Here is a 22,541-nt window from a genome sequence, read left to right as displayed (position 1 = left end):
ATAACACCCGTTAGCATTTCAATAAAAATAAAACACTAATGTTGTGAGGTAATATCTTCGAATGAAAATGAGGAATGCAGGATGGTATTAACACCATCCTGCTGAGGCGTTTTATGTTTACTGCCAGCCGTAGCGACGGCTATAAAAACCTTTCACTAATTGAGTCAATGTCATGTAACCCGCCAGAATCGCAATCAGCCACGGGAAGTAGCTCAGCGGTAATGCCTGCAATTGCAGATAGCTGGCCAGCGGCGAGAACGGTAATGCAATGCCGACGACCATCACCACCAGCGTCATCAACATCAGCGGCCACGCGGCGCGGCTCTGGATGAACGGCACACGACGGGTACGGATCATATGCACAATCAGCGTTTGCGACAGCAGGCCCACCACGAACCAGCCAGACTGGAACAACGTCTGATGTTCAGGCGTATTGGCATGGAAGACGAACCACATCAGGCAAAAGGTCAGAATGTCAAAGATCGAGCTGATCGGTCCAAAGAAGATCATAAAGCGGCCCAATTCGCTGGGATTCCAGCGCTGCGGCTTTTTGATCTGCTCTTCGTCGACGTTATCAAACGGAATCGCCACCTGGGATACATCGTACAGCAGGTTCTGAATCAGTAAGTGCAGCGGTAACATCGGCAGGAACGGTAAGAAGGCGCTCGCCACCAGTACGCTAAACACGTTACCGAAGTTTGAACTGGCCGTCATTTTGATGTACTTCAGCATGTTAGAGAAGGTACGGCGTCCTTCAATCACCCCTTCTTCCAGCACCATCAGGCTCTTTTCCAGCAGGATGATATCCGCCGCTTCACGTGCAATATCAACCGCGCCGTCAACGGAGATACCAATGTCCGCCGCGCGCAGCGCCGGGGCATCGTTTATACCATCGCCCATAAAGCCGACCACATGGCCTTCGCGCTTGAGCAGCGTGACAATGCGCTCTTTATGCATCGGCGTCAGACGAGCAAACAGCGTGGTACGCTGGGCAAGTCGGGCCAGCTCATCGTCACTTAACCCCTCAATGCTGCTGCCGATAACCACATCGCCCGCATCCAGCCCCACTTCATGACACACTTTCGCCGCCACCAGCTCGCTATCGCCAGTGAGAATTTTCACCGTAATACCGCTGGCTTTTAGCGCTTTGAGCGCCGGCGCAGTGGTCTCTTTCGGCGGATCGAGGAACGCAATATAGCCTTCGAGGATCAGATCTGATTCATCAATACGCTGGTAATCACCCTCACGCGCTGGCAGGTATTTCGTCGCCACCGCCACCACACGCAGCCCCTGGCGGTTCAGCGTGTCCGTAACGCGTTTCACCCGACGCAGCATGTTGTCATCTAACGGGACAATCTCACCGTTGTGACGCACCTGGGTACATACGCTGAGGATCTCCTGTAGCGCCCCTTTACAGACCAACTGGTGCACATCGGTTTCTTCTGCCACCACTACCGACATGCGGCGACGTTCGAAATCAAACGGGATCTCATCGATTTTCTGCCAGCGAGTCGAGAGCTGGCGGGCTGATTCTTCGTCCACACCTTCCAGCACCGCCGTATCCAGCAGATTCTTCAGCCCGGTCTGATAATGGCTGTTCAGCCACGCAGAATGCAGGACGTGTTCGCTGGGCTTTCCTGAGATATCCGTATGATTCTCAAGTACAATTTTATCCTGAGTCAGGGTGCCGGTTTTATCGGTGCACAGGATATCCATCGCGCCAAAGTTCTGGATAGCGTCGAGATGTTTAACGATAACCTTTTGTTTTGACAGCTTCACCGCCCCACGCGCCAGCGTTGAGGTGACGATCATCGGCAGCATTTCTGGAGTCAGTCCCACCGCCACAGACAGGGCAAACAGCGCCGCTTCCCACCAGTCACCTTTGGTGTAACCGTTGATAATAAGCACGATGGGCGCCATCACCAGCATAAAGCGGATCAGCAGCATGCTGACGCGGCTGATCCCTTTCTGGAAGGCATTCTGCTCGCTTTCCTGCTCGCTGACGCGACCCGCCAGTTGCCCGAACCAGGTATTGGCGCCGGTTGAAATCACGATGGCCTGCGCCGTGCCGCTCACCACGTTGGTACCCATAAAGCACAGGGTATCGCATTCCAGCGGGTTGCTTTGCTGCGGATCGCGACTGGTTGCCACTTTCTCCACCGGCAGCGATTCACCGGTCAGCGAAGCCTGGGCTACGAACAGGTCACGAGCCTGTACCACGCGCAGATCGGCCGGGATCATATCCCCTGCCGCCAGCTTGATGACATCGCCGGGAACCAACTGGTCGATCGACAGTTCAACCCAGCCGTTCTCCCCTTTCTCGTTGATGACGCGCAGCACCGTGGCGGTGTTGCTGACCATCGCTTTCAGCGCATCAGCCGCTTTGGTGGAACGCGCCTCTTGCACAAAATTCAGCAGCGTAGAGATGACGACCATCAGGGCGATGACGCCAGCGGCAAACAGATCTTCGGTGGCATAGGAAATCGCCCCGAGAATGGTCAGCAGTATATTAAACGGATTGCGGTAGCAGACCCACAGATGCACCCACCAGGGCGACGGCTTCTGCGCCGGCAACTGGTTCTCGCCATGTATTTCGCGGGCGTTTTCGACTTCTGCGGCGTTTAAGCCTTCCGGATGAGCGCCGAACGTTTTCCACAGCGCGTCTTCGTCCATCAGCGCCATTTTCAGGCAATGTTCGCTTAGCGATGGCGGGATCGGCGTGCTGGCAACGGTCTGAGCATTCGGCAATGGATCACGATGCACCAGACGATGCGGTAAATGGCGGCTTAGCCGGGCAAACAGCTGGCGGGTCATATTTTTGAACATAGGCAGTCCCTCTGCACCTGTATAAACAGGCGCAGTAAATCCTTCAGGCGTGGCAAAGCCTTGCCTGGTGGCAATATTAAAATCACAACAGGGACGTCAGAACGTCACTGTCTTACTATTCCGGTAAGACAGTGAAAGACAGGCTTACCGGAAAGGGTTGTTTCTCCATCTCGGGAGAGGGGTGGGATCGGGATCCATATAGCCTCCGGTAAGTGAATGATTTGCGCCGCGGATTATACGCAGAAAACCATAAGGTTTGTGGCAATTATGGCGGTATGATAAACCATGGAAACTAAACCAAACGTATACCAGACTTTGCCCATTGCGCCGCGCTTGAGTAAAGTTATTCTCTATTTGGCATAACTTCACACGCAACACGGGAAAACAGGATGCAAAATCGGCTGACCATTAAAGACATCGCCCGCTTAAGCGGTGTGGGAAAATCAACCGTTTCCCGTGTGCTCAACAATGAAAGCGGCGTGAGTGAACGCACCCGCGAACGCGTTGAGGCGGTGATGAATCAGCACGGTTTTTCCCCTTCCCGCTCCGCACGCGCCATGCGCGGACAAAGCGACAAGGTGGTGGCGATTATCGTCACGCGCCTGGATTCTCTTTCAGAAAATCTCGCCGTGCAGACCATGCTGCCCGCCTTTTATGAACAGGGCTACGATCCGATCATGATGGAAAGCCAGTTCTCGCCCGAGCTGGTTGAAGAACATCTCGGCATGCTCAGACGCCGCAACATTGATGGCGTGGTGCTGTTTGGTTTTACCGGCATTACTGAAGCCATGCTCGCCTCCTGGCAGGATTCTCTGGTGCTGCTGGCTAGAGATGCCAAAGGCTTTGCCTCCGTCTGCTATGACGATGAGGGTGCCATTCGTACCCTGATGCAGCGTTTATACGAACGCGAGCATCGCCATATTAGCTTTCTTGGTGTTCCGCATAGCGATGTGACCACTGGTAAACGCCGCCATGAGGCCTACCTGGCATTCTGTAAAAAACACAAACTACATCCTGTGGCCGCGCTGCCGGGTCTGGCCATGAAGCAGGGCTATGAGCAGGCCGCCAACGTCATCACCCCGGAAACCACCGCTTTAGTCTGTGCGACGGATACCCTTGCCCTTGGGGTCAGCAAATATCTGCAGGAGCAGCGGATTGAGAACCTGCAGCTGGCGAGCGTGGGCAGCACGCCGCTGATGAAATTCCTCCATCCGGAAATTATCACCGTCGATCCAGGATACGCCGAAGCCGGGCGACAAGCGGCCTCGCAGCTGATCGAACAGATCAACGGCCGCAGCGAACCACGACAAATCGTTATTCCTTCCACCCTCTCCTGATCGCTTTCTGAGCATTAATTTGTGATCTTCGCTGCGTTTCGGGAACGTTCCCATTTTTAAATATTCATCGAAGATATACTCTGGCGCCAACAACGAGAGAGTTGCCGAATGACGACGCAACAGCGTCTTTTCCGGTCTACGGGGAACACACACCATCATGAGCAAAATAAAACAAGCAGACATTGACCGGCTAATTGAGCTGGTTGGCGGGCGCGACAATATCGCTACAGTGAGTCACTGCATTACTCGCCTGCGTTTTGTGCTGAATCAGCCTGCAAACGCCAGGCCGAAAGAGATCGAATTGTTGCCAATGGTCAAAGGCTGCTTCACCAACGCCGGGCAGTTTCAGGTGGTAATTGGCACCGAGGTGGGCGATTACTACAAAGCGCTGTTGGCGACCACCGGACAAGCCAGTGCCGACAAAGAGCAGGCAAAGAAAGCGGCGCGGCAGAACATGAAATGGCATGAACAGCTGATCTCTCACTTCGCGGAGATCTTCTTCCCGCTGCTGCCAGCGCTGATTAGCGGCGGCCTGATCTTAGGTTTCCGTAACGTGATCGGCGATCTGCCCATGAGTAACGGGCAGACGCTGGCGCAGATGCATCCTTCGCTGAAAACCCTCTATGACTTCCTGTGGCTGATTGGCGAAGCGATCTTCTTCTATTTGCCGGTCGGGATTTGTTGGTCGGCAGTCAAGAAAATGGGCGGTACGCCGATCCTCGGTATTGTGCTGGGCGTGACCCTGGTTTCTCCGCAACTGATGAACGCCTATTTGCTCGGTCAGCAGGCGCCGGACGTGTGGAACTTCGGCCTGTTCAGCATTGAGAAAGTGGGCTACCAGGCGCAGGTCATTCCGGCACTGTTGGCCGGGCTGGCGCTCGGGTTTATTGAAACACGCATGAAGCGCATCGTCCCGGATTACCTGTATCTGGTGATCGTCCCGGTGTGCTCGCTGATCCTTGCGGTATTCCTTGCGCATGCCTTTATCGGTCCATTTGGCCGCATGATTGGCGACGGTGTCGCGTTTGCGGTCCGTCATCTGCTGACCGGCAGTTTTGCTCCGATTGGCGCGGCGCTGTTCGGCTTCCTGTACGCCCCGCTGGTGATCACCGGTGTGCATCAGACCACGCTGGCTATCGACATGCAGATGATTCAGAGCATGGGCGGTACGCCGGTATGGCCACTGATCGCCCTGTCGAATATCGCTCAGGCCTCTGCGGTGGTCGGGATCATTATCTCCAGTCGCAAACACAACGAACGTGAAATTTCCGTTCCTGCCGCGATCTCCGCCTATCTCGGGGTAACTGAACCGGCAATGTACGGGATCAACCTGAAATACCGCTTCCCGATGCTGTGCGCGATGATCGGCTCCGGTCTCGCCGGACTGCTGTGCGGCCTGAACGGTGTGCTGGCAAACGGGATTGGCGTCGGCGGTTTGCCGGGCATCCTCTCCATCCAGCCGACTTACTGGCAGGTCTTTGGCATGGTGATGGTCATTGCGATTGTCATCCCAATGGTACTGACCTCATTCGTTTACCAGCGTAAACACCGTCTGGGCACATTACAGATTGTCTAACTTTTCTTCGGGGCGCAGTTGCGCCCCAGCGTATTCCCAGGAAACAACCATGAATATTCCCCACTGGTGGCAAAACGGCGTTATCTATCAGGTTTATCCCAAGAGTTTTCAGGACACCACCGGCAGCGGCACCGGAGATTTACGCGGCGTGACGCAGCGCCTCGACTATCTGCAAAAGCTGGGCGTTGATGCCATCTGGCTGACGCCGTTCTATATTTCGCCGCAGGTTGATAACGGTTACGACGTCGCAGACTACACGTCTGTCGATCCGGCCTACGGCACGCTGGAAGACTTTGACGAACTGGTGGCGCAGGCGAAAGCGCGCGGCATCCGTATTATTCTCGACATGGTGTTTAACCACACCTCAACCCAGCACGCCTGGTTTCGTGAAGCGCTGGATAAAGACAGCCCGTATCGTCAGTTTTATCTCTGGCGCGACGGCACGCCAGACTGCCCGCCGAATAACTGGCGCTCCAAGTTTGGCGGCAACGCCTGGGGCTGGCACGCCGAAAGCGAGCAGTACTATCTGCACCTCTTTGCTCCGGAGCAAGCCGACCTGAATTGGGAAAACCCAGCGGTCCGCGCCGAGCTTAAGAAAGTATGCGAGTTTTGGGCCGATCGCGGCGTGGACGGATTGCGCCTCGACGTGGTGAATCTTATCTCTAAAGACCAGGACTTCCCGAACGATCCCGACGGCGATGGACGGCGTTTTTATACCGACGGCCCACGGGCGCATGAATTTTTGCGTGAGATGAACCGCGATGTTTTTACTCCACGCAACCTGATGACGGTCGGCGAAATGTCTTCCACTACGCTTGAACATTGCCAGCAGTACGCCGCACAAGATGGTAGTGAACTGTCGATGACCTTTAACTTCCACCACCTGAAAGTGGATTACCCCAACGGTGAGAAGTGGACGTTAGCAAAACCCGATTATGTGGCGCTAAAAACCCTGTTCCGCCACTGGCAGCAGGGCATGCACAATCAGGCATGGAACGCGCTGTTCTGGTGTAACCACGATCAGCCGCGCATCGTGTCGCGTTTTGGCGATGAAGGTAAATACCGCGTTCCGTCGGCCAAAATGCTGGCGATGGTGCTGCATGGCATGCAGGGCACCCCCTACATCTACCAGGGTGAAGAGATTGGCATGACCAACCCGCACTTCCGCCAGATTACCGATTATCGCGATGTGGAAAGCCATAACATGTTTGCCGAGTTGAACGGCCAGGGACGCGATGCGCAAGAACTGCTGGCGATCCTCGCCAGTAAATCACGCGATAACAGCCGCACGCCGATGCAATGGGATAGCAGCAAACACGCGGGCTTCACCTACGGCGAGCCGTGGATCAATCTGTGTGACAACGCAGCAGACATCAACGTGGCGGCAGCACTGAACGATACCGACTCGGTGTTCTACACCTATCAGAAGCTGATCGCCTTGCGCAAAGCGGAGCCGGTTATCACCTGGGGCGACTACCAGGATCTGCTACCGGACAGCCCGCATCTGTGGTGCTATCAACGAGAGTGGCAAGGGCAGCGGCTGCTGGTCATTGCCAATCTGAGCGGTACCTTTCAGAGCTGGCAGCCAGCCCAGACCGACGGAAACTGGCAGGTGCTGATGCACAACTATGCCGAGGTTGCCAGCCAACCTGGGGACATGACACTGCGTCCTTTTGAGGCCGTCTGGTGGTTGCAAAAATAGCTTGCAATTATGTTCAGGCCCGGTACGCATAGCGCTACCGGGCGTTGCTATATACGCTTAGCTTAGCTTCCTGTTTTTGTTGAATAATTAATCAGAATTTTCTGCCCACAATTTACAATCGCTGTACTGCCCGTCATCTGTACGCTCCGATTTTTACTTTGCGCTACATCAAATAAATCGTAAACATCCTTGATGCAAATCACTACATATAGAACTTAAAATGCACGCCGACCCAATATGTTGTATTAATCGACTACAATTGCTACAACTACAGTGCACCGTTTAACGGTGGAATTGTGGATAAAGTGGGTCAGGATTGCGGGAAGTCATTGGCCAGATAGATGAATAAAGCCATGGCCGCTTCTCCAACCTCTGTGGATAACCTGTTCTTATAAATATGGAGTGATCATGACACCGCATGTGATGAAACGAGATGGCTGTAAAGTGCCGTTTAAATCAGAGCGCATCAAAGAAGCCATTCTGCGTGCAGCTAAAGCAGCGGGAGTCGATGACGCAGATTACTGTGCCACCGTCGCAGAAGTCGTTAGTAGCCAGATGAATGAGCGCAGCCAGGTCGATATCAACGAGATCCAGACAGCGGTAGAAAACCAGCTGATGTCTGGTCCGTACAAACAACTCGCCCGTGCGTACATCGAATATCGCCACGACCGTGATATACAGCGTGAAAAACGTGGCCGTCTGAACCAGGAAATTCGTGGTCTGGTTGAGCAAACCAACTCTGCTCTGCTGAACGAAAACGCCAACAAAGACAGCAAAGTGATCCCGACCCAGCGCGACCTGCTGGCCGGTATCGTCGCCAAACACTATGCGCGTCAACACCTGCTGCCGCGTGATGTCGTCCAGGCGCACGAGCGTGGTGATATTCACTATCACGATCTCGACTACTCTCCGTTCTTCCCAATGTTTAACTGCATGCTGATCGACCTGAAAGGTATGCTGACGCAGGGCTTTAAGATGGGTAACGCGGAGATTGAGCCGCCAAAATCCATCTCCACCGCGACGGCCGTCACCGCGCAAATTATCGCGCAGGTTGCCAGCCATATTTATGGCGGTACCACCATTAACCGTATTGACGAAGTTCTCGCACCGTTCGTGACCGAGAGCTTTAATAAGCATCGCAAAACCGCTGAAGAGTGGCAGATCCCAGATGCCGACGGTTATGCGCATTCCCGTACCGAGAAAGAGTGCTACGACGCATTCCAGTCCCTTGAGTATGAAGTGAATACCCTGCATACCGCCAACGGTCAGACGCCGTTCGTTACCTTCGGTTTCGGCCTGGGAACCAGCTGGGAATCGCGTTTGATCCAGCAGTCCATTCTGCGTAACCGCATTGCTGGCCTGGGTAAAAATCGTAAAACCGCCGTGTTCCCGAAACTGGTGTTTGCGATTCGTGACGGTCTGAACCACAAGTTTGGCGATCCGAACTATGACATCAAGCAGCTGGCGCTGGAGTGCGCGAGCAAGCGTATGTATCCGGACATCCTGAACTACGATCAAGTGGTTAAAGTGACCGGCTCGTTCAAAACGCCAATGGGCTGCCGTAGCTTCCTGGGCGTATGGGAAAACGAGAACGGCGAACAGGTTCACGATGGCCGTAACAACCTCGGCGTTATCAGCCTTAACCTGCCGCGTATCGCGCTGGAAGCTCATGGCGATGAAGCCACCTTCTGGAAACTGCTCGACGACCGTCTGATCCTGGCACGTAAAGCGCTGATGACCCGCATTGCGCGTCTGGAAGGCGTGAAGGCCCGCGTTGCACCAATCCTGTATATGGAAGGGGCCTGCGGCGTACGTCTGAAAGCAGACGATGACGTGTCTGAAATCTTTAAAAACGGCCGCGCGTCGATTTCTCTGGGTTACATCGGCATTCACGAAACCATCAACGCGCTGTTTGGCGACAAACACTTGTACGACAGCGAGCAGCTTCGCGCTAAAGCTATCGCCATTGTGGAACGTCTGCGTCAGGCGGTCGATCAATGGAAAGACGAAACCGGCTACGGCTTTAGCCTGTACAGTACACCAAGTGAAAACCTGTGCGATCGTTTCTGCCGTCTGGATACCGCCGAGTTTGGCGTGGTGCCGGGTGTTACCGACAAAGGTTACTACACCAATAGCTTCCACCTCGACGTGGAGAAAAAGGTTAACCCGTACGACAAGATCGATTTCGAAGCGCCGTACCCGCCGCTGGCGAACGGAGGCTTCATTTGCTACGGCGAGTACCCGAACATTCAGCACAACCTGAAAGCACTGGAAGACGTCTGGGATTACAGCTATCAGCACGTGCCGTATTACGGGACCAACACGCCAATCGATGAATGCTACGAGTGCGGCTTTACCGGTGAGTTCGAGTGCACCAGCAAAGGCTTTACCTGCCCGAAATGTGGTAACCACGACGCCGCGCGCGTGTCGGTCACTCGCCGCGTATGCGGTTATTTAGGCAGCCCGGACGCTCGTCCGTTTAACGCCGGTAAGCAGGAAGAAGTGAAGCGCCGCGTTAAGCATTTAGGTAATGGGCAGATCGGTTAATTTCGACAGTATTATTGCCTGGCGATGTGACGCTTTTCGCAAAGCAATTGGCGCCAGGACAAGGCGGCAAGCAAGCGAATCCCGGGGAGCTTACATAAGTAAGTGACCCGGGTGAGCGAGCGCAGACAACGCAGTAATGGCGTCAATTGAGAAGCGAAAATGCGATACCATCAATACTATCCTGTCGATATCGTCAACGGCCCCGGCACTCGCTGCACCTTGTTTGTGTCGGGATGCGTGCATGAATGCCCTGGCTGCTATAACAAAAGCACCTGGCGACTCAATTCCGGCCAGCCGTTTACCAAAGAGATGGAAGACAAGATCATTGCCGATCTGAACGACACGCGAATCCCTCGCCAGGGTATTTCGCTGTCCGGCGGCGATCCGCTGCATCCGCAAAACGTGCCGGATATCCTGCAACTGGTACAGCGTATTCACGCTGAGTGTCCGGGGAAAGATATCTGGGTGTGGACCGGCTACAAGCTTGATGAACTCAACGCCGCACAAATGCAGGTGGTGGATCTCATCAACGTGCTGGTCGATGGTAAATTTGTGCAGGATCTTAAAGACCCGGCGCTGATCTGGCGCGGTAGCAGCAACCAGGTTGTACATCATTTGCGTTAACTTTCAGGCGGTAAATATTCTGTTATCCGCCTCTCAAAAACGGCTCACACACTCCATCGCAACAGCTTTGAACTCGGTGAAATTGCGACACGCGCAGAGTCGCGTCATCGCGCGTTCGCGCAGGAAGGTGACGAAGATATCGTAGATAGCCATCGCCTCTTCGTATTCACTCTTGCTGATGGCGAGCAAGAAGATCACGTGGGCCGTTTCATCTCCCCAGGCGATACCCTGCGGGGCGAGGATGGTGTAGACCACCGTTTTCTTTGCCAGCAGACCAAGGGCGTGCGGCAAGGCAATACTGTCACCCAGCATGGTGCTGACGATGGCCTCACGCTCAACCACCGAATCAAGAAATTCCGCGTCGACAAAACCTTCATCCTGCAACTGACGGCATAAGGTTTTGAACAACGTTTGTTGATCCATTGGCTCGTCAATCACACGAAAATGGGCGGCATCGAAGAATTTGTTCAACATCCACGGACGGGTTCTGTCGACCAGCACCAGTTTGCCAATCTGCTCCAGCTGATAATCGGTAGGGAACGGTGCAATCATCACCACCGGCTTATCTTTTTCACCAATCCGCGCGGTTGAGATGACAAAATCTTCGCTGATGCTTTCCCGCTGTTCGTAGTCGCGAAGCGTTACGGTATCGACGATCTCTATCTGCGGATACTTACGCGCCAGTACCGCTTCAATCATCCGCGCCATCGCATTTCCGGCATCGCATACCAGCAGAACCTTCGGCTGTCTCTGGTAACCGATGTTGTAACTACGCTCCAGCCCGACGCCAATATGCAGCACGAGGAAGCCAATCTCATTTTCACTGATGGTGTACGGCGTATATTTTCCCCATCCCGAGACGGCGGCCAGCGTCATGTCCCACGCCATGGGGTAGTGCTGTTTAATATTTTCCAACAGCGGATTGGGGATCATTATCTGGTAACGCACCCGGGTGATCATCGTCTTAATATGCGTCAGCAGGTCAGCATGCAACTGTTTATCATTCAACAGGTTGTAGTTGTACTGGGTGTTGATAAAACGCAGGATGTAATTGACCAACGCTTCGTCATCATCCGCATTGATAGCACTGGGCGCGATCTCCTGAACCTGGCGGGCAGCAATATGCACCTGTAGCCAGTTTTCTTCGGAAACGGAAAGCGGTTTGTCTGCCAGGCGGTGCAGTACCGCCGCGATTTCCCGCGTGGCCAGGCACACCGATTGATCGGCCTCTTCTGCGGCAAAATCCGGGAGTGGATATCCTTCGCTAATCCGCCGTACCGCCACCGCGCAGTACAAGCGTAAAAACAGCTCGCCCTCATCGGTCAGACGAATATGGAAACGGGCAAAAATGTCCTGCAAAACGGGTTGCAACTGTTCAGGAAGCCCCGCATTCAGCGCTTCTTGCGTCACTAACGGATGCTGCGGATCCTGCTGCGCCAGCGTCCACAGCAGATCGGTCAAACAGGCGCGGATCGCCATTTCGCTGCCGAACAGCTTCATGCCGTGACGGGGACGCGTTTCCAGCGTCAGATGATAACGTTGCAGATGCTCGCGCACCTCAGCCATATCGTTTTGCAGCGTCGCGCGGCTGATAAACCATTCATCAGCCAAATCTTCCAGCTTCAGCGAGAAAGCCGACGTCAGAAAACGCACCACCAGCCAGTGTATCCGTTCCTGGCTGGTCCGCGGGATACGCAGCAACGTATTGGGCTGCTGCGTTTGCAGGGTGTGAAAGCTTGCCGGGTCGTCAATTTTGAGCTGATAACCATTACCCCGGCTGAGGACAAACTGTGCGCCATACTGGGTGAGCAGCGCGTTTAGCGCGGTGATATCCGCCCGTACGGTGCGTGTGGAAACCGACAACCGCTGCGCCAGCTCGTCCTGTGGAAGCGCTTCGTTTTGCAACATGTCAAACAGCTGTGCTAAACGTTGGTTGGGGAATCGCACGTCAGTTTCCTCATCAGTCAGTTAGCCTACGCAGGCCCGGGTCATCGCCATCAGCTGGCGTACGTCGTCCGGACGAGTGTTACCACTCACCTTATCAATAATCGAACTATAGATGTGAGGAATGATTTTACTCACTCCGGCATCGAGGGCAATTTGCAGGATTTCAGTGAAATTATCCAGATCGATACCGCCGGTTGGCTCCAGCCAGAAGTCATGACGGGCGCAGGCCTGCGCGACCGCAATGTACTCGTCACGGCATTTCAGGCCGCCCATCGGGAAGTATTTAATTGAGCTACCGCCCATGTCTTTGAGCAGCGCAATCGCGGTTTCTACCGGCACAATACCGTCCGGCGACTGGCTGCTTAGCGGACCAGTGGAGATTTTCACCCTGCCCGGCGTGCCGGTTGGCGAGACCAGACCATTGACCACTGTCTCCTGCTGGCCCAGCAGCGCGCGACTGGTGGCCACACCGGTAAAGACCTGATTGACATGCTGTGGCTGCACCTGACGAGAGATTTCACTGACCATCGCCGACTGGTTAGGATCGCCCGCCCCCAGCCCCACGGAGAGCGCATTGTCGATAAGGGCCGCGTATTCACGCATATCCGCTACCGCGCTTGCGACATCCGGGTAATTTTTTGACAACACGCCAACCAGCACGTGTCCTTCCGCCGCCGCATAAATATCCCGGGCATTTTCTTTGGAGCCTGCCAGTACGTTCAGGCAGACGCGGTCGCGATAAAAGTTAGGGGTCAGTTTCATGCGTTTTTCTCCTGCGAAATCACTTCACCAATTCGACGGGCCACAATCTCCAGCTGCGCGCGATCGACGCTGCGCACATCGGCTTCGATAATGCCTTCATTGGCTTTGTAACCACGGAAGTAAATCGCGTACTCCCCCTGTTTCAGCGCGTCGACCAGTTCCCCCGTGGCGATCCCGGTTACCGCTTCATCAAACTTAATTTCCGTGCGTGCGATGTCGCGCCCTGCACTATCCCACACCACGCGGGCGCTCACGCCGTTAAGCTGGTTCAACGCATTAATGAACGGCGTCATTTTCTCGACCATCTCCGCGCCGCTCTCTTTCTGCGCGTTCAGATACAGTTCGATGGCGCAGGTCAGTCCAAGAATTCCCTCTTTGCCCACCTTCATCGCCCGGCCAATCCCCGCCGTCTGGCGCTTCACCCACTCAACATATTGGGTTTTACCAATCACCAGACCGCTGGTTGGTCCTTCTATCGCCTTGGCGCCGCTATAAATCACCAGATCTGCACCAACCCGGTAGTAGCACTGCAAATCCTCTTCCGCCGCCGCGTCCACTATCAGCGGCAGATTATGCGTACGCGCCACCACCGCAGCCTGCTCCACGCTGAGCATACTTTTCTGGACGCAGTGGTGAGATTTGATATACAGAATGGCCGCCGTACGCGGTGTAATGGCCGCCGCCAGCTGTGCCGCGGAACATTCGTTGGCATAACCGGCTTCCACTAACTTGCCGCCGCCAAGCGCTACCATGGTGCCCACCGGTGCGCCAAAGTTGACGTTGTGACCTCTGGGCAGCACGATTTCGTTGTTCTCGATGGGCGTGACGTGCAGGTTCTCCAGCAGCCAGTCGCTGTCTTTAACCAATACGCCAGCCACCGACAGGGCGATCCCGGCCGATGCGCAAGAGACAACCGTTGCCCCCTCCACTTCCAGTAATTTCGCGATGTAGTCGCCGGTTTTATTGACCAGGTCTTTCATCTCGAAATATTGGTTCATCCCCGCCATCGCGGCTTCAACCACTTCTGGTCGCGGCGTGGAAACGCCGAGCGCCGTCATGCGGCCGGAGGTATTAATCACCTGTTTTAAATCGTATTTCTCAAAAATCGAAGGCATGTTCCGCGCTCCCTTGTTCGGTCATATAGCCCTTGCCCGCACGTATTGCGGCAAGCGGCACCAGCAGTTGTTCAGCCTGCAGGCTGTCGTTTTCTGCATCTACCAGCACGGTTGGCTGGCGCTTAAGCGTAAAGAGGGTTAAATCGGCATCCAGACCGATCTGCAGCCGCCCCTTCTGTTTCAGGCGCAGACCATCGGCGGCATTGGCGGTAACGCATTCAATGACCTGCGGAAGCGACATCCCAATGGCGAGGAATTTCGACATCACATTCGCCAGGGAATGCACCGGGCCGCTGATACGGTTACGACAGTAAATATCGGAGCTGATGGTGTGCGGCAAAATACCCAGTTCGATAGCGCGTTTTGCCACCGCAAAGCTCAGGCTGGCGGTGCCATGCCCAACGTCCAGACGCACGCCGCGTGAAATCGCCCGCGTCACTGACGCCCGCAGCTCGCCTTGCGGCGTCAGAATGCGATTCGGCTTACCGTTGTAACAGTGGGTAATGATGTCACCCGCGCTCAGGCGTTCGGCGATCTCATCCAGGTCCGGCGGGTTGTTGCCGATGTGCACCATCAGCGGCAGGTCACCGTTCTGCGCTTGCATCGCTTTGGCGCGATCCAGCGGCGTGATGCCATTTTCACCGACTACGCTGCTGCTCATACGTGCCTTCAGACCGACGATAAAATCAGGGTGGCGTTTCACCGCCTCTCGCACCGCATCAGCGTCAATATTGACCATGTTGGCCAGCTCGTTCTGGGCAATAAGCCCAACGCGGGAGATATTCAGCAACGCGTACACTTCGGTGGCAGCTTCCCGGGTCAGGGTGTAAAAATCGTCGATGTCATCCGCCCCGGTACTGCCCGCATCCACTACGGTAGTGACGCCGGTCGCAATACCAACGCTATCCGGCTGGTCGTGATAAATCGGGGATTTCGGGTAGCAATGAACGTGGGAGTCAATCCAGCCTGCGCTGACGTAGCACTCACCGCCCAGCTCGATGGTTTTCAGCGCCGGGCCATCAACGTCACCCAACGCCGCGATCTTGCCGTCTTTGAGCGCAATATCGCTCACCGTATCGTCAACGAGGCGCGCACGGCGCAGGAGTAAATCAAACATGTCTCTCTCCTGTTGAAATGGGGGCGGTCGTGTAGGCCTGATAAGCGCAGCGCCATCAGGCGTCATTGTCGGATGGCGGCTGCGCCTTATCCGGCCTACAACGACACACCATCAACTAATGGCAATCGGGAAAATAGACCCGAGGATCATTGCGCCGAGGATCGCCCCGCCGGTAATCGGTTTTTGCCACAGGTAAAACAGCAGCGCACCCGCCAGAGAACCGATTCCGATAGGAATAGAAGCCGTCATCGCGCTGAGGATAATCAACGGTCCGAGGAAGCGTCCGGAGGCGTTACCGGCCCCCATCATGACGTCCGCACCGTAGGTCGAGTCGCTCTGGTTGATGGTGAACTTACGCGCCAGAATGATGATGTAGCCAATCGCCAGACCAATCACCAGACCGGTGACCAGCGAGGCGGCGAAGTTGGCGACCGGGAAGATAATGCCCGCGCCCAACAGCAGCGCCGGAACACCTAACCCGACTCCGGTCTGAATCGCCCCGCCGATATCCAAAATCCCCACCAGCGAACCTTCAATGATGCGGGCAAACAGGAAGCTTGCGCCAAATGCCGCCACCGCTCCGTAGGAGCCGGTATCCATTCCCGCCTTCAGCATCGCCACAAAAGCCACTTCGTTAAATGCGCCAATACCGTACAGGTAGTACATGTGTGTTCCGGCAAACACGCCAGAGGAGAGCAGGCCCACGAAGATCGGGAACGACCAGTCAGCGAACCAAAAACCTTTATTCTGTTCCATGATGACCTCCGTTATTTGCCGCTGAGCGAGTTGTGGATAAGTTCGAGCCAGTTAGGCACGGTCAGATGGAAGGATTCGATCATCTTCATGTCGAAGCCACGGAAGAAGCCGCTCAGGACAAACAGCGCGACGATAGCCACCATCATCACTTTAGTGACGTGGTTCCAGCCGCTCTCTTCAACACCTTTGCCGATCAGAATGCCGAGAACCAGACCCGGAACGGCGTTACCCATGATCAGCTGCGCCGCGCCGCCAAAAACGGTGGCCCAGAAGCCAGATTTCTTACCGGCGTCGATCGCCGCCAGCCAGAAGATTACTGGCATCACGGTGTTAACCAGCAGGTTAGCCGCGGGCACCAGCACCTTGACGGCGGTAACCTGCAACGCTTCCGGTACGGATGATGCGGTGAGGTTCAGGAAGGTCACCACGATCATCCCGATAACGCCGCAGGCAATTGCCATGCGTTTGGGGTCGTGCAGCGTTTCACCGACGTTGCGATTTTTAATCATCAGCGCGGCGGCGCCCCAGTTGGGGATGATGCGATGGTCGACGTCCTGCGTGAACGCCCCCGCCGCAACAGAGGAAGCCCAGGCGTTAAAGAAGAAGCCCAGGCCGAACGAGAAGTGAGAAGCCGGATCCCCTTCGCAGGAATTCAGTTCTCCCAGAGTACGAAACGCGCCCATCCCTTGAGTGGTAGGCGCATGAAACATGCGTGCAGCCCCAGCGCCGACACCAACGCCAACCAACGCGCCGATGATGAGCGATTTTATTAATATTATCAGGAACATAATTATGCCTTTTAATAGAAAAATCAGCGTTGCGTAACGAAATCCACCTTGTCGAGATTGATGGCAGTCACGTTGACGGTCACGTCCAGCTCCACGCTGAAAGTGCGTCTTTCCCGGCGCAAAAAGAGGAATAAAAACGCCTCTTTACGCACCGATTCACGCGCTTGAACAACCTGCACATCCTGTGGCTCAATACGCAGTAAGATATGCGGCGACGCTTTCATCACCGCAGCCTGAACGTGGTTCAGGGCATCGGCAAAGGCGCGAGCTTTGGTCTCGCCCTTACCCGTGACTCTCACCGTGGTGGTGAATTGCTCTTTCATGCTTAAGCGCCGTGTTTCTTTTGCCACGCCTGCACCAGGCGCTCGCCGAGCTCTTCTTTGTCCATAAAGCCGAATCCCAGTACGTTGCACCCTTCGTTGATGGCGGTTACCCCTTCATCGACCGAGCGCATGCCGTATTTCGCCTTGTAGCCGTATTTGGTCTGCGCGGTAATCGCTCCCGCACCACCGCTGCCGCAAAACGAGATACCAAAGCTGGCGTTTTCCGCTTTCATCACGTCACCCAGCTTCATATCTGCTGCAACGCCCGGCACCACAACGGCACGGCCACCCGCTTTCTCTACGCCTGCCGCCACTTTCTGGCCTTTACCCAGACGATCGCCAATCACTACGGTAATCTGTTCCATCTTTTGCTCCTTAAAGGTTGTCTTTAGCGACTTCGAAGTGCACCGACAGCAGCCAGGCCTCTTCCTCAGGAAGATTGCCAAACTCGGCGACCACGTCGCGGGCAAGCGCCATTGATTCGGCAGATATTTCATCAAACAAGCTGGCATCGACCTCTGGTAAGGGTTCACCCGTTACCGAGCGGTGCGCCATGGCGCGAACATGCGACGTCAGCATCTGTTCCTGTACGGCGTTGGGAATAATGTTGCGTTCACGCAGCAAGGCATACACCTGCGCCAGCATGCGGTCGGCCAGTTCCACCGATTCCCCCATGTCATTCATTACAGCTCCGTTATTCACTCGTCTTACCCCGTTAATGTCTCTGAGAGTAAATTAGCGACGGAGGTTATGAGTTTGTAGCGAGTTGTTTTCCACTTCGAAGTGGAAAGGTGTGCAGCGATAGTGATCTGTGCCGCAAAAAGAGCTGGAACCACGATTTATCACTGGAAGAATGTGATTGAGATCGCAAGAGCGAGCAGAAAAATGGAAGGAAGTGCGAACAATGAATGGGCGATAAAAATGAAAAAATGTGATGGGGATAGCGTTTACTTATGGGACGTGCGGTAGCGGGGTGTTGTATCCGACCTACGGGTATGCAGGCCGGATAGCGCAGATTAGCGGAACTTCTTGTGGTTTTCGTTGCGCGTGGTTTTCAGCTCTTCCGCAACGGCTTTCGCCTCTTTAACTTTACCTTCGTTCGCCAGCTTCAACGCACCGTCGATCTGACCGATCAGCGTGTCAAAACCGTGACGGAAATCCTTCATCTCCGGGCTGTCCGGGGATTTGTTTTCCAGCTTCGGCGGCGTTCCCTTTTGCGCGTCCAGCGCGGCTGCACGCATTTTGGTTAACGCATCTTTCAGTTCAGTCGCATTATCCGTTTTTTCGACGATTTTCAGGTTGTCGTTGAGGATCCCCATATCGTCTTCAAGATCGGCTGCAAACGCAGAAGAACCAAGAACCAGCGTTGAAGCTGCGACGATCGCTAACAGGTGTTTACGCATTGCTCACTTCCTTTTTTATTATTCAAAAATAAACAAACGCCAGATACCCTCAATAATTCACGCCACAGCTTGAAGTATGACGGATATTATTGCCCGGCGATCTTCATCTCCGGCAACAGGACCGAACCACACTGAATATTACTGCGCGTTTCAATATCGTTGCCGACGGTGACGATATTACGCCACATCTCTTTTAAGCTACCGGCGATGGTAATTTCACTCACCGGGTACTGAATTTCACCGTTTTCGACCCAGAAGCCCGCCGCGCCGCGCGAGTAATCGCCGGTAATGCCGCTTACGCCCTGTCCCATCAGCTCGGTAACCACAAGACCTGTGCCCATCTCTTTGAGCAACTGCTCGAAGCTTAGACCCTGTCCCGGAATTCGCCAGTTGTGGATCCCGCCTGCATGACCGGTGCTCTTAAGCCCCAGCTTACGTGCAGAATAATTGGTCAGCAGCCACTGAGTCAGCACACCGTCTTTAATAATGTCGCGGCGTTCGGTCCGTACGCCTTCGCTGTCGAACGGTGAAGACGCCAGCCCTTTCAGCAGGTGCGGATGTTCTTCAATGGTCAGCCATTCCGGCAGAATTTGCTTGCCCAGCGAGTCGAGCAGGAAGGTGGATTTGCGGTACACCGAGCCGCCCGCAATGGCGCCAACCAGGTGTCCGAACAGTCCGGTCGCCACTTCATTGGCGAAAATCACCGGCGCTTTCATGGTGGAAAGCTTTCGCGGAGACAGGCGAGATAAGGTACGGCGAGCGCAGTCTGCCCCCACCCACTCCGGCGTTTGCAGATCGCCCATCGCCCGGCCAATGGTGTAAGCGTAATCACGCTCCATATCACCATTTTCTTCTGCGATTACGCAGCTGGAAAGGGAATGGCGCGTGGAGCAGTAGCCCTGCAGCATACCGTGGCTGTTGCCAAACACTTTGATACCATAGTGGCTGTTAAAGCTGCCGCCTTCGGTGTTGGTGATGCGTTTGTCGGCCTGCAACGCCGCCTGTTCAGCGCGGGCAGCCAGTTCGATAGCTTCGTCAGGGGAAACTTCCGCCGGGTGGAACAGGTCCAGATCGGGCGCATCAAAGGCCAGCAGTTCTTTATCTGCCACGCCCGCACACGGATCCGGCGAAGTGTAACGTGCAATGTCCAGCGCGGCCTGCACGGTGCGTGCAATCGCCTGCGGGCTTAAATCGGTGGACGATGCGCTGCCCTTACGGTTCTGGTGGTAAACCGTAATCCCCAGTGCACCATCGCTATTGAATTCGACGTTCTCCACTTCACCATAACGGGTGCTGACGCTAATACCCGTGGTCTTGCTCACAGCGACTTCCGCGCCATCCGACTTACCTGATGCTAATTCCAGTGCCGTCGAGACTGCTTCTTCCAGAATCTTACGCTGCGCTTCAACTTGTGAGATTACTTTCATCGCAAATGCCATAATGTAGAGAGAGTTTCTCTGAAGTCTAACAGAGAACCGTTTTTCAGTGCGCATCTTAACTGGTAACATTAGCCTCTTTTTTTAAGGAGCCTGACATGACTAAGCAGCCCGAAGACTGGCTCGACGACGTTCCCGGTGATGACATCGAAGACGAAGACGATGAAATTATCTGGGTCAGTAAAAGTGAAATAAAACGTGACGCCGAGGAGTTAAAACACCTGGGTGTGGAACTGGTAAAACTGGGGAAAAACGCGCTGGATAAAATCCCGCTCGATGCGGATTTACGTGCCGCGATTGAGCTGGCCCAGCGTATTAAGATGGAAGGTCGCCGTCGTCAGCTGCAGCTGATTGGCAAAATGTTGCGCCAGCGCGATGTTGATCCTATCCGTCAGGCGCTGGACAAGCTGAAAAACCGTCACAACCAACAGGTCGTTGTCTTCCATAAGCTGGAGCAACTGCGTGACCGTATGGTTGACGGTAGCGATGAAGCTATCGAAGAAGTGATGAACCTGTGGCCTGACGCCGACCGTCAGCAACTGCGTTCGCTGGTGCGTAACGCCAGGAAAGAAAAAGCGGGCAACAAGCCGCCAAAATCTTCCCGCCAGATCTTCCAGTATCTGCGTGAACTGGCGGAAAACGAGGCCTAACCTCTTCGTCCGCCGAAAGTGCCGGATGGCGGTGCAAATACCTTATCCGGCCTACGATCCGTTGTAGGCCCGGTAAGCGTAGCGCCACCGGGCATTTTTTTACTCTTCTTCTGCCTGAGCTTTCTTCGCCAGACCATCCAGCAGTTTTTGATGAATACCGCCAAACCCGCCGTTGCTCATCACCAGAATGTGATCGCCAGGCTGTGCGGTTTTCACCACCATATCTGCCAGTGCATCCACATCGCCGCTCCAGTGTGCCGGCTGAACGCAGGCTTCAGCGACTTCTGCTACCTGCCACGGAATGTGCGGGGGTTGCAGCAGGAACACTTCGTCTGCACGCCCTAACGACGGCGCCAGGTCATCTTTGCACAAACCCATTTTCATGGTGTTCGAGCGAGGTTCCAGCACCGCGATGATGCGCGCCGTGCCGCCCACTTTACCGCGCAGTGCCGCAAGCGTTGCCAGAATGGCCGTCGGGTGATGGGCAAAATCGTCATACACCGTCACGCCATTGGCTTCACCGCGCAGCTCAAGACGGCGACGGGCGTTGATGAACGAACCCAATGCATTGGCCGCATCCGCAGGCACGACGCCAACATGACGCGCGGCTGCAATCGCCATCAGGCCGTTGTGCATGTTGTGCTCGCCCACCAGGCCCCACTTCACTTCGCCGACTTTTTCACCATCCAGCCACACTTCCCACTCGGAGGCATCGGTGGTCAGCTTTTTCGCCTGCCAGTGACCTTGTTCGCCCACCAGCTCTTGTTCGCTCCAGCAGCCCATCGCCATCGTCTGTTTCAGATTGATGTCGTTTTCTGGGTAGATGATGCGTCCCTGGCCCGGCACGATACGCACCAGGTGGTGGAACTGTTTCTGAATAGCTTTCAGATCGTCAAAGATGTCCGCGTGATCGAACTCAAGGTTATTGAGGATCAGCGTGCGCGGGCAGTAATGCACGAATTTAGAACGCTTGTCGAAGAACGCGCAGTCGTACTCATCCGCTTCAATCACGAAGAAGTCGCTCTCGCCGAGACGCGCGGAAACCTCAAAGTTGCCCGGAACGCCGCCGATCACAAAGCCAGGTTTATAGCCGCAGGCTTCGAGGATCCAGGTCGCCATTCCGGCGGTAGTGGTTTTGCCGTGCGTACCCGCAACCGCCAGTACCCAGCGATCGCGCAAGACAAAGTCATGCAGCCACTGCGGGCCAGACATGTACGGAATGTTCTTTTCCAGCACCGCTTCCACGCACGGATTACCACGGGTCATGGCATTGCCAATGATCACCAGGTCCGGCTGTGGGTCGAGCTGGCTGGCATCGTAACCCTGAATCAGATCAATGCCTTGCTTCTCAAGTAAGGTACTCATCGGCGGATACACATTGGCGTCCGAACCGGTTACTTCATGACCGAGCGAGCGCGCCAGCATCGCCAGACCGCCCATGAAAGTGCCACAAATTCCCAAAATATGAATGCGCATACGTCACTATCCTTTTTTAATCTGGGGGCCATTTTACGCACATGTCCGGCAAGTGAGAAACGCATTTCAGGATATTCCGCAGTTTGCTGGCGCGATTCACCTAAGCGCAACAAAGGAAATATTTGTTAATATTGTTGCGGTCGCTTTACTCCACAT

General features: G+C 54.9%; 20 protein-coding genes. 6 read left to right on the top strand and 14 right to left on the bottom strand.

What is annotated here, in order from left to right; translation table 11 throughout:
* Positions 1-117: 117 nt before the first annotated feature.
* Both mgtA and mgtL read right to left on the bottom strand, forming a co-directional pair.
* On the bottom strand, positions 118-2,826 hold the full coding sequence (mgtA, locus tag OGY17_RS08510) for a magnesium-translocating P-type ATPase (RefSeq protein ID WP_502872489.1): 2,709 nt from the start codon (positions 2,824-2,826) through the stop codon (positions 118-120).
* 144 nt (positions 2,827-2,970) lie between these two features.
* Positions 2,971-3,024: a mgtA regulatory leader peptide MgtL gene (gene mgtL, locus OGY17_RS23270; RefSeq protein ID WP_223240846.1), complete on the bottom strand. Its 54-nt coding sequence runs from the start codon at positions 3,022-3,024 to the stop codon at positions 2,971-2,973.
* 191 nt (positions 3,025-3,215) lie between these two features.
* Between mgtL and treR the strand changes: the two genes are divergently transcribed.
* The 5 genes from treR to nrdG all read left to right on the top strand — a co-directional run bounded on the left by treR (position 3,216) and on the right by nrdG (position 10,612).
* Positions 3,216-4,163, top strand: a complete 948-nt coding sequence (gene treR / locus OGY17_RS08505; protein WP_032942194.1) for a trehalose operon repressor TreR — start codon at positions 3,216-3,218, stop codon at positions 4,161-4,163.
* A gap of 157 nt (positions 4,164-4,320) precedes the next feature.
* Positions 4,321-5,739 (top strand): PTS trehalose transporter subunit IIBC, encoded by a 1,419-nt coding sequence (gene treB, locus OGY17_RS08500; RefSeq protein WP_286606882.1) that lies wholly within the window; start codon positions 4,321-4,323, stop codon positions 5,737-5,739.
* Positions 5,740-5,788: 49 nt separating this feature from the next.
* The gene (treC, locus tag OGY17_RS08495) at positions 5,789-7,441 is read left to right on the top strand and encodes an alpha,alpha-phosphotrehalase (protein ID WP_286606880.1); all 1,653 of its coding nucleotides are present in this window, start codon (positions 5,789-5,791) and stop codon (positions 7,439-7,441) included.
* Positions 7,442-7,849: 408 nt separating this feature from the next.
* Positions 7,850-9,988: an anaerobic ribonucleoside-triphosphate reductase gene (gene nrdD, locus OGY17_RS08490; RefSeq protein WP_003830363.1), complete on the top strand. Its 2,139-nt coding sequence runs from the start codon at positions 7,850-7,852 to the stop codon at positions 9,986-9,988.
* A gap of 159 nt (positions 9,989-10,147) precedes the next feature.
* On the top strand, positions 10,148-10,612 hold the full coding sequence (gene nrdG, locus OGY17_RS08485) for an anaerobic ribonucleoside-triphosphate reductase-activating protein (RefSeq protein WP_048227187.1): 465 nt from the start codon (positions 10,148-10,150) through the stop codon (positions 10,610-10,612).
* A gap of 33 nt (positions 10,613-10,645) precedes the next feature.
* Here the strand turns inward: nrdG and OGY17_RS08480 are convergent, their stop codons facing one another.
* The 11 genes from OGY17_RS08480 to pmbA form a co-directional block, all read right to left on the bottom strand.
* Complete coding sequence (locus OGY17_RS08480) at positions 10,646-12,559, bottom strand: BglG family transcription antiterminator (protein ID WP_125363014.1); 1,914 nt, start codon at positions 12,557-12,559, stop codon at positions 10,646-10,648.
* Between the two features lie 21 nt (positions 12,560-12,580).
* Positions 12,581-13,321 (bottom strand): 2-dehydro-3-deoxy-phosphogluconate aldolase, encoded by a 741-nt coding sequence (gene dagF / locus OGY17_RS08475; protein ID WP_071446755.1) that lies wholly within the window; start codon positions 13,319-13,321, stop codon positions 12,581-12,583.
* Complete coding sequence (locus tag OGY17_RS08470) at positions 13,318-14,436, bottom strand: DgaE family pyridoxal phosphate-dependent ammonia lyase (RefSeq protein WP_032942188.1); 1,119 nt, start codon at positions 14,434-14,436, stop codon at positions 13,318-13,320. Before OGY17_RS08470 ends, dagF begins: the two co-directional genes overlap by 4 nt.
* The gene (locus tag OGY17_RS08465; RefSeq protein WP_008786044.1) at positions 14,420-15,553 is read right to left on the bottom strand and encodes an amidohydrolase/deacetylase family metallohydrolase; all 1,134 of its coding nucleotides are present in this window, start codon (positions 15,551-15,553) and stop codon (positions 14,420-14,422) included. Before OGY17_RS08465 ends, OGY17_RS08470 begins: the two co-directional genes overlap by 17 nt.
* A gap of 111 nt (positions 15,554-15,664) precedes the next feature.
* The gene (locus OGY17_RS08460; RefSeq protein WP_003830379.1) at positions 15,665-16,309 is read right to left on the bottom strand and encodes a DUF4310 family protein; all 645 of its coding nucleotides are present in this window, start codon (positions 16,307-16,309) and stop codon (positions 15,665-15,667) included.
* 11 nt (positions 16,310-16,320) lie between these two features.
* Entirely contained in the window at positions 16,321-17,097 is a 777-nt protein-coding gene (locus OGY17_RS08455; RefSeq protein ID WP_003025764.1) for a DUF4311 domain-containing protein, read from the bottom strand.
* 23 nt (positions 17,098-17,120) lie between these two features.
* Positions 17,121-17,420 (bottom strand): DUF4312 family protein, encoded by a 300-nt coding sequence (locus OGY17_RS08450; RefSeq protein ID WP_003025762.1) that lies wholly within the window; start codon positions 17,418-17,420, stop codon positions 17,121-17,123.
* Between the two features lie 2 nt (positions 17,421-17,422).
* A complete protein-coding gene (locus tag OGY17_RS08445; RefSeq protein WP_191226492.1) occupies positions 17,423-17,785 on the bottom strand; it encodes an SFCGS family glycine-rich protein in 363 nt (120 codons plus the stop codon).
* Positions 17,786-17,795: 10 nt separating this feature from the next.
* Positions 17,796-18,104 carry a glycine dehydrogenase gene (locus tag OGY17_RS08440; protein WP_003025758.1) on the bottom strand — a complete coding sequence of 103 codons (309 nt, stop codon included), beginning with the start codon at positions 18,102-18,104 and terminating at the stop codon, positions 17,796-17,798.
* A gap of 332 nt (positions 18,105-18,436) precedes the next feature.
* Entirely contained in the window at positions 18,437-18,823 is a 387-nt protein-coding gene (gene cybC / locus OGY17_RS08435) for a cytochrome b562 (protein WP_003025756.1), read from the bottom strand.
* A gap of 86 nt (positions 18,824-18,909) precedes the next feature.
* Positions 18,910-20,262 carry a metalloprotease PmbA gene (gene pmbA, locus OGY17_RS08430; protein WP_286606877.1) on the bottom strand — a complete coding sequence of 451 codons (1,353 nt, stop codon included), beginning with the start codon at positions 20,260-20,262 and terminating at the stop codon, positions 18,910-18,912.
* Between the two features lie 95 nt (positions 20,263-20,357).
* Between pmbA and yjgA the strand changes: the two genes are divergently transcribed.
* Positions 20,358-20,909 (top strand): ribosome biogenesis factor YjgA, encoded by a 552-nt coding sequence (yjgA, locus tag OGY17_RS08425; RefSeq protein WP_008786039.1) that lies wholly within the window; start codon positions 20,358-20,360, stop codon positions 20,907-20,909.
* A 99-nt stretch (positions 20,910-21,008) separates the two neighbouring features.
* Here yjgA and mpl read toward each other — a convergent pair whose 3' ends face one another.
* On the bottom strand, positions 21,009-22,385 hold the full coding sequence (gene mpl / locus OGY17_RS08420; protein ID WP_003830388.1) for a UDP-N-acetylmuramate:L-alanyl-gamma-D-glutamyl-meso-diaminopimelate ligase: 1,377 nt from the start codon (positions 22,383-22,385) through the stop codon (positions 21,009-21,011).
* Between the last annotated feature and the right edge of the window lie 156 nt (positions 22,386-22,541).

The organism is Citrobacter sp. Cpo126 (genome assembly GCF_030332445.1).
Lineage (GTDB): Bacteria > Pseudomonadota > Gammaproteobacteria > Enterobacterales > Enterobacteriaceae > Citrobacter > Citrobacter portucalensis.
Note: the sequence above shows the minus strand (reverse complement) of the source record. Positions and strands in the feature narration are given on the sequence as shown.